This window comes from Acinetobacter sp. YH12064 (genome assembly GCF_013419735.1).
GTDB classification, from domain to species: Bacteria; Pseudomonadota; Gammaproteobacteria; order Pseudomonadales; family Moraxellaceae; genus Acinetobacter; species Acinetobacter amyesii.
Genome location: NZ_VOZP01000003.1, coordinates 55,409 through 69,123, shown reverse-complemented (window position 1 = coordinate 69,123; position 13,715 = coordinate 55,409). Strand labels below are relative to the sequence as shown.

Annotated in this window: 11 protein-coding genes; 3 read left to right on the top strand and 8 right to left on the bottom strand. The window is 42.4% G+C overall.

The genetic code is table 11. From position 1 onward, the window contains the following. Positions 1-41 precede the first annotated feature (41 nt). Entirely contained in the window at positions 42-2,615 is a 2,574-nt protein-coding gene (gene plsB / locus FTU13_RS03650) for a glycerol-3-phosphate 1-O-acyltransferase PlsB (protein ID WP_180126845.1), read from the bottom strand. 287 nt (positions 2,616-2,902) lie between these two features. On the opposite strand from plsB, the gene FTU13_RS03645 reads away from it, so the two are divergent. Both FTU13_RS03645 and FTU13_RS03640 read left to right on the top strand, forming a co-directional pair. Continuing rightward, positions 2,903-3,775, top strand: coding sequence for an acyl-CoA thioesterase II (locus FTU13_RS03645; RefSeq protein WP_180092996.1), 873 nt, complete (start codon positions 2,903-2,905; stop codon positions 3,773-3,775). Positions 3,776-4,025: 250 nt separating this feature from the next. Then, positions 4,026-5,285, top strand: a complete 1,260-nt coding sequence (locus tag FTU13_RS03640) for a dicarboxylate/amino acid:cation symporter (protein WP_180126843.1) — start codon at positions 4,026-4,028, stop codon at positions 5,283-5,285. On the opposite strand, the gene FTU13_RS03635 is transcribed toward FTU13_RS03640, so the two are convergent. The 7 genes from FTU13_RS03635 to FTU13_RS03605 form a co-directional block, all read right to left on the bottom strand. Next, complete coding sequence (locus FTU13_RS03635) at positions 5,282-5,707, bottom strand: VOC family protein (protein WP_180126841.1); 426 nt, start codon at positions 5,705-5,707, stop codon at positions 5,282-5,284. The two genes, FTU13_RS03640 and FTU13_RS03635, sit on opposite strands and share 4 nt — an antisense overlap. A 223-nt stretch (positions 5,708-5,930) precedes the next feature. Further along, entirely contained in the window at positions 5,931-6,875 is a 945-nt protein-coding gene (locus tag FTU13_RS03630; RefSeq protein ID WP_180126839.1) for a metal-dependent hydrolase, read from the bottom strand. Between the two features lie 157 nt (positions 6,876-7,032). Next, a complete protein-coding gene (gene yihA, locus FTU13_RS03625) occupies positions 7,033-7,893 on the bottom strand; it encodes a ribosome biogenesis GTP-binding protein YihA/YsxC (protein ID WP_180084610.1) in 861 nt (286 codons plus the stop codon). 85 nt (positions 7,894-7,978) lie between these two features. Beyond that, complete coding sequence (locus FTU13_RS03620; RefSeq protein ID WP_180126837.1) at positions 7,979-8,422, bottom strand: Rrf2 family transcriptional regulator; 444 nt, start codon at positions 8,420-8,422, stop codon at positions 7,979-7,981. Between the two features lie 86 nt (positions 8,423-8,508). Further along, positions 8,509-9,717: an NO-inducible flavohemoprotein gene (gene hmpA, locus FTU13_RS03615; RefSeq protein WP_180126835.1), complete on the bottom strand. Its 1,209-nt coding sequence runs from the start codon at positions 9,715-9,717 to the stop codon at positions 8,509-8,511. Between the two features lie 150 nt (positions 9,718-9,867). Beyond that, positions 9,868-11,451, bottom strand: a complete 1,584-nt coding sequence (locus tag FTU13_RS03610; RefSeq protein WP_180126833.1) for a helicase HerA-like domain-containing protein — start codon at positions 11,449-11,451, stop codon at positions 9,868-9,870. A gap of 14 nt (positions 11,452-11,465) precedes the next feature. Beyond that, positions 11,466-12,668, bottom strand: a complete 1,203-nt coding sequence (locus FTU13_RS03605; RefSeq protein ID WP_180126831.1) for a PLP-dependent transferase — start codon at positions 12,666-12,668, stop codon at positions 11,466-11,468. 158 nt (positions 12,669-12,826) lie between these two features. Between FTU13_RS03605 and FTU13_RS03600 the strand changes: the two genes are divergently transcribed. After that, positions 12,827-13,564, top strand: a complete 738-nt coding sequence (locus FTU13_RS03600; RefSeq protein ID WP_180126829.1) for a type 1 glutamine amidotransferase — start codon at positions 12,827-12,829, stop codon at positions 13,562-13,564. Positions 13,565-13,715 lie beyond the last annotated feature (151 nt).

Below are 13,715 nucleotides of genomic sequence, written 5' to 3'. Positions count from 1 at the left end.
CTCATCTTCTTCCGCTTTTATGGCGAAAAAATCAGAACTGTTTATTTTTTCTTACGTTTCAAGCGCTTTTTAGCTTGTTCCGCAGCAACTTTATCAAGTGCTTCTTTTAACTCTTCATCACTAAAGGTTGTAATGTGCTGCAACATTTGCAGGGTCACATCATCCAAAACGAGGTTGGCATATTGCGCAACATTTTGGAAATTTTCATCAAACACAATGGCGTTGTTTTCATTGGTGCTGATATAACCTTGTTGGGTTAAGACTTTAATAAAGCTTTGGAATAAGGCCTTATCAAAGAACTCTGGCGAGTTAAATTCATACAACACAGATAGACGTTGACCAACCAAGTGACTGAGTTCTTCAACCTGACGCGTTGAGATATTACCCGAACCACGTTGTGTGATTAAAGCCAAAGTCATGTAGTAACGCTCTAGACTTTGCATCACGGGTGCAGCCAAGACTACTAACTGATTGTGCTGCTCTGAGTTAGGCGCAGGGGAGATCAGGTTGCCTTCTGCATCTTCAGAAATTAGCTTGGCTTTAATCAGTACTCCTGCGTACGCACAGATCTGATCTTTAAGCTCTTCATTATTCCATTTGAGGAATAACTCAGCTTTTAAGAACGGATACAGTGTACGAATGACATTAATCAAATCACCACGGCGAATAGAACCATTATGTTCAACCAAAGCGGCAATGAGTGATGGCAAAATAAATGCGTGCAGGATGTTGTTACGGAAGTAGGTTAACAACACCGCTTGATTATCAGCAATGGCAATAATATCGCCAAGGACATGATTAACACGTTTAATCAGCTTGAGTTTTAAACCATAAGCAATGATTTCTTTACCTGACAGCGGTGTCACTTGCATGCGCTCATCGTAAGGTAAGGCAGTTAAAAGATCGCGATAGGTATCTAACTGCTTAATGCAAATCTCTTCATCTAAAGTGTGTTTAGATGTTGCCAATAAAATCAGTGAAAGCAATGAAACTGGGTTCACCACTGCTGCACGGTTAATATTTTCTAAAATCACGTGTGCAGAACTGTTAATGGCATCCGAAACTTCTGGCGGAATTGGATCGTCATTCTTCTCGATTTTGATGTTGCTTGCATTGTGCTTTTTCAGCATATCATCAAGGAAAACTGGCTCACCAAAGTTCAAATGAACTTTACCGAAAATACGTTCGATCTTACGCAGAGTTTTCATAATCCCAATGATCGATTCGCCTTCTTTCGGCTTACCATTCATTTCGCCAACGTAGGTCGCACCTTCCATTAAACGCTCATAACCAATATAGGTCGGTAAGAACACGATTGGTTTGGCTGGATTGCGTAAATGACCATGGACAGTCATGGCGAGCATGCCGGTCTTCGGTGGTAATAAACGACCAGTACGTGAACGACCACCTTCGATGAAGTATTCGAGCGGCGTATTACGTGCCAAAATACTATAGAGGTATTCTTTAAAAACAGTGGTGTAGAGACCATTGCCACGGAATGAACGACGAATAAAGAATGCACCGCCACCACGTAAAATTTGCCCGACAAATGGCATGTTTAAGTTATCGCCCGCAGCAATGTACGGCACCATCAAGCCACGTTTATAGATCACATATGACAATAATAAATAGTCGATATGGCTACGATGACATGGGGTATAAATGATCTCGTAGTCTTTGGCCAGTTCACGAACGGTACTGAAGTTATGTACTTCTACACCATCGTAAAGCTGTGTCCACAGACGAGTCAGGGCTAAGTCAGCAAAACGTACTGTTGATGCAGAATAGTCAGAAACGATTTCATTTAAATAACCAATCGCACGACGTTCAGCTTCGACCATGCTGATTTTACTGCGAATGCTTTCACGACGAATCGCATCTTGCACATCCGTAGATTTGATCAGGCCATGCATCACATTACGACGGTCAGATAAATCCGGCCCCAAAACCACTTCACGCTGTGCATCTAAATAATCATTCAGTGTGCTGACAATATAAGTCGCAGGTGACAGGTTCGGATGTGTAGTTTTGGCATATTCAACCAAACGACGCAAAGACTGTGGCTCATGGAATTCGAGGTACGATTGACGACCGTGCAAACCAATATTGACCAGCTGCTTCACTTTGCTTGGTGTAGACCATGTATCGGTAAATAATAATTTAAACCAAGAATCTTCTTTATCGGGTTCACGGCCCCACAGCACGGTTACAGGAACGAGCTCAACATCCGCATCAGGATTTTTTTCCAAAACCTCAATTAAACGTAATAAACGAGGTGGAAAGGCATGTGGCGGTGGATTGAGTAAATTGTCTTCATCATGATGTTGTAAAAACACCACAGAGGCTTTTTCTGTTTGCGTACCCACTGTCATTGGGTCGAGTGCAGGGTGTAGCTTTAAACGACGGGTTTCACCATCGACAATTAAAGCATTACTCCGTGAATGATTTTGCAGAACGTAGCAGGTAATTTTCGTTGTCTGTACGCCGGTATCTGTATCGGTTTCAGTCACTACAGGTTCTACAGGGACTTCACCTAAAACATGCGGTGTTACCACAAGGTCAAGCAGTTTACTCGAAAGCTTTCGATACATCTGACCAAAGCCGCTCTTGGACATACAAACTCCTACTTTTCATGACCAAACCACAGAGATTCTGAGGGGAATCTATTCTGCGTAATTGTACTTAAAAACTGTATGTCATTTTCTGACAAATTGCATAGATATTGTAAGATTTTATCGTTAAAAAACGTATTTTTAGCAGTTATATTGCATCAGCAAGGTGACAGATCAGTCAGCGAATCTTTAGGGTTTTAGTCTGGATTTATGGCAAAATGGAAAATATATTTCAACATCTGTTGATGTTGCCTGCGTTAGCTTAATCCCGAATGATAGATAGGTTTGTTATGAATGCCTTAACACAAGAGTTGGTTGATTTACTCAGCCTTGAAAAATTAGAAGAAAATATTTTTCGTGGGCAAAGCCGAAATTTGGTCGGGAAACGTGTCTTTGGCGGACAGGTTTTAGGTCAGGCGCTACGTGCGGCATCTTATACGACAGATCGACCTGCTCATTCTTTACATGCCTATTTCTTATTTGGCGGTGATATCAGTGCACCGATCATTTATGAAGTGGATCGTATTCGCGATGGACGCAGTTTTGTGAGTCGTCAGGTTCGTGCGATTCAACATGGTAAAACCATTTTTATGTGTATGGTGTCATTTGCAGAGCAAGAAGAAGGGTTGAACTACCAAGTTGCAGAGCCAGAATATCCAGCTGTAGAGGATTTAAAATCTGAAGCTGAGCTAAAACGAATGATGGTGGAGTTTGTCCCTGAAAACGTCCGTGCGTCTTTTATGCGCGACCGTCACGTAGAAATTCGCCCGATTGATCCACAAAACCCGTACCAACCGCAGCCTGCTGCGCCATCGTATGCACACTATATTCGCACCCATGATACGATTGCTGCCGATGTTGATGACATCTCTTTACATCAGGCTATTGCGGCATTCTATTCAGACTTTACGCTGATGACGACTGCACTACGTCCACATGGTTTAAGTTATTTATCACCAAGTTTGCAGTGTGCGAGTATTGACCATGCCATGTATTTCCATAAGCCATTCCGTGTGGATGAGTGGATGCTTTATGACATGGATGCCACCGTCAGTGCTAGTTCACGTGGTCTAAATTTCGGTCGCATGTGGCAAAACGGTGAGTTGGTCTGTAGTACGACACAAGAAGGCTTGATCCGTTTACGCGAAATTGAAACCCAATAAGTTTTGAGCACTATGTGTTAAGTCGTAAAAGCTGAATACTGGAAAAAACCGAATCTTCTGATTCGGTTTTTTTATGTCCGTCAATTTTGGGTTATGCAACTACTCACGGAATCGAGTTATCTTATTAGGGTGCAGTACAAGTTGAATGGAGCTGAATTCGTGCTTTGCAGAATTGTAGCAGTACATGTGACAAAAAATTCCTCGATTCCCGGTGGGTCGCATGGCATAGTGCCTGAATAAAGGATGATAAATGCAAGGCACAATGAGCTTAAATACGCAGATTTTAATTGCCGCAATATTGGGTGTGGCATTTGGCTTTTTATTAATTCAGTTTCCAGAGACGCAGTTTTTGTCTGCCAGCCTGTATGGCTTGGGGATTGCCAGTAGTATTTTTATTGGCTTGCTGAAAATGATCTTGGTTCCGTTGATCTTTAGTTCGATTGTGGTGGGGGTATCGAATTTACAAGCGGGTGGTCAGCTGAGTCGAACGTGGAAAATTACCTTAGCGTGCTGTGTCACTACCACAACTTTGGCACTGATCTTGGGTCTAGCATGCGCGCATATTTTTAAAGTCGGGCAGGGCGTGGACATCGTCATGTTCCAAGATGCAATGCAACAGCATCAGAGCCCTGACACCCTCACAGCAGGTTCATTCTTTACCAATTTTATTCAAAATACACTGATTAATCCGTTTAAAGCCTTTAGTGATGGCAACGTACTCGCAGTCGTGGTGTTTTCACTATTTCTCGGTGTGGCCTTGGTCAAAGGCGGTGAAAAGTTCCGAAGTGTGAGAAAGCTCAGTCAGCAATTTTTCGACATCATGATGATGATCATCGGCTGGGTGATGACGCTTGCACCGATTGGTATTTTTGCATTATTGGCTAAATTGATTGCTACCGAAGATATTTCGGTGTTGAGTCGCCTCGCGGAGTTTGCTGCGGTGGTCACGGGCACGACGATTTTCCATGGGGCAGTGGTGTTACCTCTGCTGCTATGGATTTTTGGGAAAATGAGCCCACTGACATTTTTTAGAGGAACACGAGCTGCCTTAATCACTGCTTTTGCAACTAGTTCAAGTTCAGCAACGATGCCACTGTCGATGAAATGTGCGCAGGAAAATTTAGGCGTACGTCCTCAAACAGCAGGTTTTGTGATTCCATTGGGCACACAGTTGAATATGGATGGTACAGCGCTGTATGAAGCTGCTGCTGCCTTGTTTATTGCCAACTTGATGGGCTTAGATTTAACCTTGGGTCAGCAGTTAATTGTCTGTGCAACCGCCATGATTGCGTCACTCGGCGCGCCGGGTATTCCAAGCGCTGGAATGGTGACGATGATTATGGTTTTACAATCAGTCGGACTCCCTGCAGAAGCGATTGCGATATTGCTGCCGATAGATCGACTCTTAGATACGGTACGGACTGTGGTGAATGTACAGGGTGATATGATGATTAGCGTGGTGGTTGATCGTCATACGCGAGATGTAGATGAACCTGCGTTGTCGAATTAAGCAGATAAAGAACTAAAATGTGGGTTGTAGACGATCTCCCACAGATGCCCATCTAAGTCTTGAAAATAGCCTGTATAACCACCGTAAAACGTGGGCTGTGCGGGGTTAATTGTTTTTGCACCTGCGCGTTGGGCTTGGTGCATGATTTGATCGACGGCTGCGGGACTGTTGACGTTATGACCAAGAGACATTTGAGTTGGACAAAATACTGATGTATTGATGTCTGTGTCATGACTAAGGCTATCTTGCGGCCAGAGTGCGAGCTTTAAACCGTGTTGTAAATCAAAAAATGCCACAGCGCCATGTTCAAATTCAGTCCCAATAATCCCTGCGCTATTTAGACCTAAACCCTCCTGATAAAACGCAAATGCAGCATGTAAATCATTCACGGCCAGTGTAATGACGGAGATGTGAGCGTGCATGGAGATGCTCCTGAACGATGTATTTTTATTTTAGGATGAGGCTGAATATAAATGCATTTTAAAGAGAATAGGGAGTTCGGAATAACTGTACTTTAAACATCGAACTTATGATCCTATCCATCTTGAGTGTGTTGATTGCGCAATAAAAAAAATGGAGCGTAATGGATGTGAGCACAAAGAAAAGCAGGGCGAACCCTGCTTAATACAGATTTTAAATGGTGTTTTAAGCAACTTTCAGTGCGGCACGCTTTGCAGCAGGAGAGTTGTCGAGGTAAGCAATCGCATCTTCAGTTTTCGCTTCATGCACAGGATCGTACCAAGGCATTAAATACCCCAATTGCTGCGACACTAACCAAAGCGGATGTGGCAATAAGCGATTGTCTTTTTGCGCGATACGCGCCCATTCACGCCAAATCCACGGTTTATATACGGCAGGTTTAATCGATGCATAGCGCGAGTCTTGCTGCATGATATGTGCAGCACCATCGACCCATAGACCAAGTACGGCAGCAATCACAATCACACTTTGATAATAGCGAGAAATATAGCCCCCACCAAGGTGACGATACAAATCAAAGGCCACGGTACGATGCTCTATTTCTTCTGCACCATGCCATTTTACTAGATCGAGCATATTCGGATCAGCACCGAGGTGTTCCCACTCTTTATTATATAAAGCATATTTGCCTAGTACACAGGTCATGTGCTCAACTGTTGCAATTACCCCTAAACGAAAGAGATCCCATTGATGATCCAAAGCTTTAGGTACGTTGAGCCCTAGAGGTTGGTCCGCAAGCAGTTTGCCAAAGAGAAAGTCCATGATCTCAAGGTTGCGTTGAATACTGATATTGCGCTGAGATAAGTATTCTTTATTAGCAGAGTTATGTGCCTGAGCATGCATGGCTTCTTGGCGGATAAATGCTTTAACGTCCTCTGCTAGTTTTTCATCTCTAATTTGTGGCAATACTTTGTTATACAGACGGCAAAACCAAAACTCACCAGCCGGTAAGATCATATTAATTTCATTAATAAAATAGCTGACAAAAGGTTGGTTAGGCACCCAGTCAACTTGAGTATCTTGCCACTCAAATTTCACTTTGCGTGGCTTAATTTTATATTCGATTGATGATCCAAGTTTTGTGTTTCTCAAGCGGGAGAGTAATTTCATGACCTATCCTTGTTTTTATGTGATCGAGTGCACATCTGATGTATTCAGTATCCAAAAAAAATCCTGCATTGTGATTAGCAATACAGGACATTTCATTATCTTCAGATGATACTTTTTGTCAGACAATCATCCTTGCGCTGACTTTAAAAATAATGGATTAGTGGTCTGATTTTTTGTCTTCAGCTTGGGGTAAATCTTCAGATGTAGTGTGGAAGTCATTGAATGCTTCCGCGTCCACATCGATTTCAATATCATCTTCCGATGCTTCAGGTATGCTGTCGAGATCAAACTCTGTGGATTGCTCTAGAGTGAAGTTTAGACGACCCGCCATGACACTCGCTAACTCTTCTAAACCTTGTTTATTCAATGATGAGAACAATTGGATAGAGAAGTTCAGCTTCATTTTTTTCAATGCCGCTTTCACTTCTTGTAGTGCTTTAGAGGCTGGGCCACGGTTTAATTTATCTGATTTGGTGAGCAGTACATGTACGAACAATTTACGTGAATGTGCCCATTCCAACATCATGACGTCAAAGTGTTGTAGTGGATGACGGATATCCATCAACAGCACAAGACCTTGTAAACTTTCACGGTGTATCAGATAGTTTTCTAGCTCTTTTTGCCACACGATTTTCATTGCTTCAGGTACAGCGGCATAACCATAACCCGGTAAGTCGACCAAACGCTGATCAGGATTTCCTAAACTGAAAAAGTTGATCATTTGGGTACGACCCGGTTTTTTCGACGCACGTGCCAATTGTTTTTGGTTAGTGAGCGCATTAATGGCACTCGACTTACCCGCATTAGAGCGGCCAGCAAAGGCAATTTCATAGCCGGTATCTTCAACGCAGAGGTTGAGTTTAGGCGCACTCATTAAGAACTCAGCTTTGCGTAGCCAGTTGAGCGAGCGCACAGCATATTCAGTAATCGCAGAGTCTACTTTTTTCTCATAAGTAATCTTTTGCTTCGGCGCATTGGCCGCTTTACTGTTTCGTGATTTTCCTCTGTGCTGATGCATAACCCAACTTCAATAACTGATTTAACAACACGCATTATAAAGGAAGTCGGGCAGGCAAGCGAATTTTGTCGCAGGCAAAGTGAAATTAGAGATTGATCATTTGAATTGGAGATTGTGTTGTAAATTTAGATGCGCTGCTTGGTTGTAAAACATCGGCAAGTTTGTACTGATCGAGACTTTGATAAAACTGTTCTAAAGCTTGGTCTAAGAGGCTTTTTAAACCACACTGACTGCGTAGTACGCAGGGTGGGTCATTGCATTCTACTATCTGGTGATGGCCTTGCAGAATTCGTACGATTTGACCGAGCTGAGCGTCAAGTGCTTCAGGGTTTAAGCGAATGCCGCCACCTTTGCCGCGGCTGGTGATTAACCAGTTTTGTTTTGCCATAAAATGCACAATTTTCACCAAGTGATTACGCGAAACAAGCAGGTCTTCTGCAATTTCAGCAATGTTATAAGGCACATCACGAGGGCGTGCGATATAGAGCAAAATGCGTAATGCATAATCGGTGAATTTATTGAGTTGCATGATAATACTGTGAGTCTGAGAGAAATAAATAAGGGCTAGTCTAGCATAACTAAACTAACCCTTTGTATTTCAGGTGAATAGCTTAGTTAGTGTTTTACACCACCAGTGCCGAAAGCTTCGCTGTGAATATTGCTAGCAGGAATACCACGAGCAATTAAAGCTTTCTGTTGTTCAGCCATAAATGGCATTGGACCGCAAAGGTAATAATCCGCATTGATCGGTAACAGTGCAGTATCCATGCTGCCTAAGTCTAGACGACCAGCAGCATCATAATCTTCACCTAATTTATCATTAGCATGAGGGAACTCATACGCTGTAAAAGTGCTAAGACGTGGGTATTTTGCTTCCAAATCCTGAATGTGTTTATGCATTGCATGCACTTGTTTGCTACGGCAGGCATGGATAAAGGTTACAGGTTGTGGCATGTCTAAAGTCACCAACTGATTCAGCATCGCAATCATTGGTGTTAGACCTACACCACCACTGATAAAGACATTGCGTTTTTGTGAATCAATCAGGAAGAAATTACCTGTTGGTGCAGACACTTCGATTTCTGAACCGATCTCCAAGCCATGCAGTGTATTTGATACCCAACCTGGAACCAAGTCACCTTTCTGATCTTCACGTTTTACAGAGATACGTAAGTAGTTGTCTTGTGGGCTGGTAGACAGTGTATATTGACGTGGTTGTTTTAGACCCAGCTCATCGACCAATACACGTACAGAGATGTACTGACCTGCTTCATATTTTGGTAAATCACCACCATCAGAAGGCTCAAGGTAGAATGAGGTGATTTCATCACTTTCAGCCACTTTTTTCGCGATTTTGAAATTACGCCAACCTAACCAACTGCCTTTAGTTTGCTGATGTTGCTCATAAATCGCTTTTTCAGTGCTGATAAACAAGTCTGCCAATTGTCCATATGCTGCTGCCCAAGCTGCAATCAGTGGATCTTCCATTGAAATGCTTAATACTTCACTGATCGAGTGCAGCAAATTTTCGCCGACAATATTATAGTCTGGAGCTTGAATGTTAAGACTCACATGTTTATGCGCAATTAATTCTACAACTGGTAAAAGTACAGATGGGTCCTCAATATTTTCAGCATAAGCCAATACAGCACCCGCCAAAGCTTGTGCCTGAGCACCGCTGCGCTGATGTCCCATGTTAAAGGTTTCTTTGAGGTGAGGGTTATTGCCCAACATACGATTATAGAAGTAACCAGTCAGCGCGACACCATTTTCACGTAGAACAGGAACAGTAGCTTTTACTAGGTCAATTTGCTGCGGAGTCATAGCTGATCTCTCATGGCTGTTATTTATAAGATGTATTTAAAATACATTTTTAAATACATCCGCGCAATACATGTTTTAGTAAAAACCATAAAAAAAATATGGGATATTAAAATATCCCATAAATTCAGCATAGATAATCGTAATGGCGAATTATTTTTTACCAAACAGTGAACCTAGCAAACCGCGTACGATTTTCTGACCTGTCGACCCACCCAAGCTGCGTGCAGCACTTTTTGCAAAAGTTCCTACCGTGTCTTGAATCAGTTTTTCACGTTGTTTGGCTGAACGCTCAGCTTCTTTTTGTTGTTCGCGTGCAAGTCGTTCTTGTTCACGTGCTTGCTGTTTGGCGAGTGCATCTGCTTCTTTGGCTTGTTGTTTGGCTAACGCTTCTTGTTCTTTGGCTTGTATTTTATCTTGTTCCGCTTGGACGGCTTGTTGTTGGCGCTCCGCCACTTTATTTTGTAAAAGTTCATAGGCACTTTCACGGTCTGCTTCGGTGTCATACACGCCTGCAACAACGCTATTTGTCATGAGTGCTTTGCGTTCTTCTACAGCAATTGGGCTAAATGATGAGTAGGGTGGCATCACCCAAGCACGTTCAACGATTTGTGGTGTGCCTTGTTCATCTAAACAGCTAATTAATGCTTCACCTACAGCCAGTTCCGTAATTACTTGATCGACTTTAAACGCAGGATTGGCTCGAAAAGTATCTGCTGCCGTCTTGACCGCTTTCTGATCTTTGGGGGTAAATGCACGTAGGGCATGTTGAACACGGTTACCCAGTTGTCCTAAAACACTCTCAGGTAGGTCAAGTGGATTTTGCGTTATAAAGTAAATGCCGACCCCTTTAGAGCGAATCAGACGAACCACTTGTTCAATCTTTTCTTGTAAAGCAGGGCTGGCATTATCAAATAATAAATGTGCTTCATCGAAGAAGAACACCAGTTTGGGTTTATCCATATCTCCAACTTCGGGCAATTGTTCAAATAGTTCTGACAGCATCCAAAGTAAGAAAGTCGCATAGAGCTTAGGGGTATTCATTAACTTGTCGGCTGCGAGCAGGTTGATGTTGCCACGACCTTGCTCATCCGTTTGAATGAAATCCATGATATTGAGCGCAGGCTCACCAAAAAACTTGTCACCACCTTGATCTGCCAATGCGAGCAAATTACGTTGAATTGCACCTAAGCTTGCAGGTGATAAATTGCCATATTCATTTTTAAATTCTGCTGCATGTTCACTGACGTAGCTGATCATGGCTTTTAAGTCTTTAAAGTCGATGAGCAATAAGCCCTGATCATCGGCAATACGAAAGACCGCAGATAGCACACCTTCTTGCGTGTCATTTAAGTTGAGAATTCGGGCAAGGAGAAGTGGACCAATTTCAGAAATGGTGGTGCGAATAGGATGTCCTTGTTCACCAAACAAATCCCAAAACACCACAGGGGAGGCAGCAAAAGGAATGCTCTCGATATTTAAACTTTTAATTCGTTCGTCAAACTTAGGATTGCTTTCACCTGCTTTGGCAAGGCTAGAAACATCCCCTTTGGCATCGGCTAAAAATACAGGTACACCCAGCCGAGAAAAACTTTCTGCCAACACCTTCAACGTCACAGTCTTACCAGTACCTGTGGCCCCAGCAATCAAACCATGGCGGTTTGCAAATTGTGAATGAAGCACCACATCCTGTGTGGTGTCTTGTGTTTTTTTGCCAATAATAATTGGTGTACCCATAGATGTTCCTGTATTTATTCGAGTTGCTGTTTATTTAAATGTTGTAGTGCATTTTCTATATCTTGTATTAAATCTGCAGGATGTTCTAGTCCTATACAAAAGCGAACCAGTAAGCCGGTTTGAATATGTGAATGTTCGAGTACACGCATATCTTTTAAGTTATATAACATGACTAAACTGACTGGGCCACCCCAGCTAAAACCGAGTTTAAATAGTTTCAGCGCATCGCAAAAACGGCGTACATCTTGCAAGCTATATTTTTCATTAAATACCACGCTGACCAAGCCGGCACTGTGTTGTTCTGTACAAATTTCTTTCCAATACTGATGTCCTGCGGAAGCTTCATCAGCAGGATGTAAAACCTGTACAAAGGCTGGTTGCTGTTTTAGCCAATTTAATAAAGTTAAAGCACTTTGTGACTGGTGTTCATAGCGCAGGCGCATAGAAGCCAGACTGCGTTGTACTTGCGCGGCGTCATCACCAGAGATACTAATGCCTTGAATGGCGTGCGCACGAAACAGTTTGTGATGAAGCTTTTTATCTCGTGTAATTACTGAACCCATCAAAATATCCCCGCCGCCACTTGGGTATTTGGTCAAGGCATGCACACTGATATCGACACCCAGGTGCTCAGCACTAAAATCAAAAGCATTAAAGGCAAGTCCAGCGCCCCACGTATTGTCCAGTGCAGTGAGAATGTTCTGCGCTTGAGCTTTTTTGACCAAGCCGACTAAATCTGGAAACTCTAAAGTGACAGAACCCGCCGCTTCTAACCAGATAAGCTTGGCTTGCGCTGAAGGGCTAAATGAATCGACATCAATAGGGTTATAAACCTTGACCACGATGCCATAGCGGGTTTCTAAATTGCGTAAATGGTCCATATTTGGGCCATAGATATTATCTGCGACCCACACTTCATCCCCTTGACTTAAAAAACATGAATTGACCAAATTAATTGCAGATAAACCGCTTGGTGCGAGTAAGTGATACAAGCCACCTTCAATCTGAGCAAGCTGATCACCTAGGGTGAATGTTGTGGGGGTACCATGTGTGCCATAGCTATAGTCATAATCATCAGTCCAATGGCGATTAAATAGCGCATCTGTATTTTCGAAAATTATAGTGGATGCACGAAACAGGGGAGGTTGAACACTATTGATGTATTGCGGTGCCTTTCTTGGTGCATGAATGAGTTCGGTTTGAGGATTCTTTTTCACGTGGCGCTCTGAAATGATCAAAATAATAATGAATGTTCAAAAGAATACGACTAAAACGCATGGATTTACGATGCTTTTGTATAGAAAATTAAGTGAAAAGCAAAGTTGGCTTCATTCTTGCAAAACCGATATCAGAGCAACAACAATAGGTTTAGCGCATGAAGTCGCATTTAAAAGTACATTATTTTCAGCATATTGCTGGCGAAGGGTTCGGCAGTTGTTATGAATTTTTAAAACAGCATCAGGCCAAAATTACGGCCACAGAATTCTTTGCATTACCTGTCGATCAAGCCTTAGATCTCGAGGCTTTGCCGCATGTTGAAGATGTCGATTTACTTATCATTATGGGTGGAACCATGAGCGTAAATGATGAGGCAAATTTCCCATGGTTAAAAATAGAAAAACGTTGGCTGCGACGCTATTTAGCCATCGGTAAACCCGCAATCGGCCTTTGTTTAGGTGGGCAATTGATTGCTAATGCTTTGGGTGGTGCGGTGAGTCGAAATGCACAACAAGAATTGGGTTGGACGACCATCCGTAAGGTCGCTAACGTACCGCATGGCTGTTTCAAACTACCTGAAGAGTTTAAAGTCATGCAGTGGCACAGTGAAACATTTGAAATTCCCAAAGGAGCGGTATTACTGGCGGAAAATGATGCATGTCGTAATCAAATGTATCAAATTGGACAAAATGTTTTGGGCTTTCAATTTCATCCTGAAATTACCCCTGAAGTACTCGATTTATTTTTGGAAAATGATGAAGAGTTGGCATTTTTTTCAGGAACACATGTACAGCCAGTACATGATCTGCGGAAAAGCGCAAAAAACAAATTTATTGAGGGAAATCAAATACTAAACCAAGCAATAGAGTATGTATTAAGAAAAAATGCCTGTTGATTAAAAGTTAAGCAATTGATCTTGCATAAAAAATGAAAAATATAAGAAAAACAGCAAAAGGGATTTGCTTATGCATTAAACAATAGCTATAATGGGCGACCCTTTGATGAAGGGGGTTAGCTACGAATAAAGTAGTTAACATCGTGACAGT

Excerpts from the sequence above, each read along its gene's own strand:
- plsB (WP_180126845.1), bottom strand. The coding sequence starts at position 2,615 with ATGTCCAAGAGCGGCTTTGGTCAGATGTATCGAAAGCTTTCGAGTAAA.
- FTU13_RS03645 (WP_180092996.1), top strand. The coding sequence starts at position 2,903 with ATGAATGCCTTAACACAAGAGTTGGTTGATTTACTCAGCCTTGAAAAA.
- FTU13_RS03640 (WP_180126843.1), top strand. The coding sequence starts at position 4,026 with ATGCAAGGCACAATGAGCTTAAATACGCAGATTTTAATTGCCGCAATA.
- FTU13_RS03635 (WP_180126841.1), bottom strand. The coding sequence starts at position 5,707 with ATGCACGCTCACATCTCCGTCATTACACTGGCCGTGAATGATTTACAT.
- FTU13_RS03630 (WP_180126839.1), bottom strand. The coding sequence starts at position 6,875 with ATGAAATTACTCTCCCGCTTGAGAAACACAAAACTTGGATCATCAATC.
- yihA (WP_180084610.1), bottom strand. The coding sequence starts at position 7,893 with ATGCATCAGCACAGAGGAAAATCACGAAACAGTAAAGCGGCCAATGCG.
- FTU13_RS03620 (WP_180126837.1), bottom strand. The coding sequence starts at position 8,422 with ATGCAACTCAATAAATTCACCGATTATGCATTACGCATTTTGCTCTAT.
- hmpA (WP_180126835.1), bottom strand. The coding sequence starts at position 9,717 with ATGACTCCGCAGCAAATTGACCTAGTAAAAGCTACTGTTCCTGTTCTA.
- FTU13_RS03610 (WP_180126833.1), bottom strand. The coding sequence starts at position 11,451 with ATGGGTACACCAATTATTATTGGCAAAAAAACACAAGACACCACACAG.
- FTU13_RS03600 (WP_180126829.1), top strand. The coding sequence starts at position 12,827 with ATGAAGTCGCATTTAAAAGTACATTATTTTCAGCATATTGCTGGCGAA.